The sequence below is a fragment of the Streptomyces sp. NPDC047043 genome, assembly GCF_040644055.1.
Lineage (GTDB): Bacteria > Actinomycetota > Actinomycetes > Streptomycetales > Streptomycetaceae > Streptomyces.
Genome location: NZ_JBEYVO010000090.1, coordinates 1 through 2,061 on the forward strand (window position 1 = coordinate 1; position 2,061 = coordinate 2,061).

2 protein-coding genes are annotated in these 2,061 nt (G+C 60.7%); both read left to right on the plus strand.

The features are described 5' to 3' along the window. Positions 1 to 200 precede the first annotated feature (200 nt). Complete coding sequence (locus ABZ880_RS54370; protein WP_361279415.1) at positions 201 to 728, plus strand: HEAT repeat domain-containing protein; 528 nt, start codon at positions 201 to 203, stop codon at positions 726 to 728. 637 nt (positions 729 to 1,365) lie between these two features. After that, entirely contained in the window at positions 1,366 to 1,776 is a 411-nt protein-coding gene (locus ABZ880_RS54375; RefSeq protein WP_361279418.1) for a hypothetical protein, read from the plus strand. The last annotated feature ends 285 nt before the right edge of the window (positions 1,777 to 2,061 follow it).

Here is a 2,061-nt window from a genome sequence, read left to right on the forward strand (position 1 = left end):
CAACCTCGCCAAGCGCATAACAGACGAGACCACACCAACCTGGCGAGGGACCTACTAGAACAGAAAGGGCAATTCGGCTAGATCAAATGCCCTCTGAGGGGCTTGTGGTGGGGTGGGCGGGTGACCGAGTCGCTCGTGACGCCGTAGAGACCCTTCTCAGCAGCACTGATGAGAGCGTGCGTAATGTCGCAATAGGGGCAATGAAGAAGGCGTGGGCGGGTGAGCCCCGCACGCGTGATGCACTCGCCGACTTGATCATCCGCGGCGACACAAACACCCAACGCGCCGCAGCGCGCGCCCTAGTTCACGGACAGTCAGGCGCTATTGATGCTCTCGAGGCGATCACCAACCTCTGCCGCGATGACAACGAGCGCATCCGGCGCACGGGCGCAGGTCTGCTGGCACAGGGCTGGCCAGGCGACGCTACGGCCCGCGACATCGTCGTGGGCCTTCTCCGCGACGACAATCAACGCGTCCCACCCGCTGCAGCCCGCGCGCTTGGCCAGGGGTGGGCCGGCGATGCCACCGCTCGCGATGCCCTCGTCCTCCTCACCCAGGAGGGCAACGTACAAGCCAGGCGGACGGCCGCCAGCACCCTGGTGAAGGGATGGCCAGGTGACGCCATCGTGCTCGAGGCACTGACCCGCCTCACGAGCGATGACGTTCACAAGTACGTACAACGCGCTGCTGTCCGTCTCCTTAAGGAGATGCGGGAACCGGGCACGTAGAGGCGGCTCGGGCAACCGGCCTTCTTATGCCGTACCGTCAACGTCCTCGTACACAACGTGGAAGCGGTCGCTGTGCCCGCGCCGACGACGCGCCGTCGCAGGCTGCCCCGAATGGGCACTCTCGACAGGCTCCACGGTCTCCAACTCCACGGCGGTATCAGTCACTTGACGTCTCTCCCATGATCGTCGGATCCGCGTTAGATTTACACTCCCCTCGTAGGACAAATGCCCTGTGGCAGAATATCGATATCCGAAATGGGATGGTGAGTTCATGTTGTCGTTTGAACAAATCAATTCGAGCAGAACCGAATTTTTGACGAGTATTGCCGAGACTGTCTCGCGACTTCACGATTCGCTTGCCGATGGCCCGTATGTATACACTCGAGATATTGGGTTAAACTTGACGACTCGAGTGATCGCTGGGAGGGCCGCCAGCGCCTGGTACCCCACCCAGATAGAGCGTTGGCGTAGACCGGGTGGATCTGGTCGCCTCCTGCGCAGAAATTACCCTCCCGAGTTTGCCTCAGCTGGTGCATCCCGACCGTGGGAAGCAGATGCGGAACACGATGTGCAGGTCGTGGACCGACGGGTTCGTCCTGGAGAGTTCAGCACGCTCCGGGACATATGGGAAGGCGTCATGCCGTTATCTGACGATCCCGACAACCTTTCTCGGCACTTGATTTCCGTGAGTGATGGAAGCGTGCGGGAACAGCTTGGAGCCGTGAAAGCTATCTATTATGATCTGGGGATTGTGAGGGCGTCGCTACGTGCCGCCATTTTGCATGTGCTGGCAGGGGTGGATGGCCTGATCCTTACGGGAAGGGCAACAGATAGATCCGGACGTGCAGTTTTCGGCATTTCTGCGCCAGTAGATAACCAAGGGGCTCAGTTCACTTTGCTTCTGGATCCGGTGACAGGAGAATTGAATGGGCACCAAGAAGTCCTGGTGGAGCGTGTCGGGAAACTCGATCTGGAGCCACCGGGGCTTCTCTCCTACGGCGAGCGGCAGGCATGGGGAAGGACCAGGGACACTGGATCGCGCCCTTGAGTAACAGCGGACAGCGCTCTGTCGCATTTCTTCAGGATCGCAAAATGCTGCTCCAGGGCCGTAGTTGGCGGTCCTGGAGCAGCGGTTCTTTGATGGCGTTAACCGTGGCGGAGCTTACGTCCGGGGCTCCAGGCACTAGTGGTGGTGCCGTGTGGTCCCGGGCCGTGGTTTCTCCTGCGTTGAGAGGCCTACTGAGCTGTTTCAGAGTGGCCACTGATGGGGTGACGGCGTCGAGGTCGCAACGCACGAGACCCCCGCGCCGTTGAGGGAGGTGTTCGAAGTCTC

Excerpts from the sequence above, each read along its gene's own strand:
- ABZ880_RS54370 (WP_361279415.1), top strand. The coding sequence starts at position 201 with ATGAAGAAGGCGTGGGCGGGTGAGCCCCGCACGCGTGATGCACTCGCC.
- ABZ880_RS54375 (WP_361279418.1), top strand. The coding sequence starts at position 1,366 with ATGCCGTTATCTGACGATCCCGACAACCTTTCTCGGCACTTGATTTCC.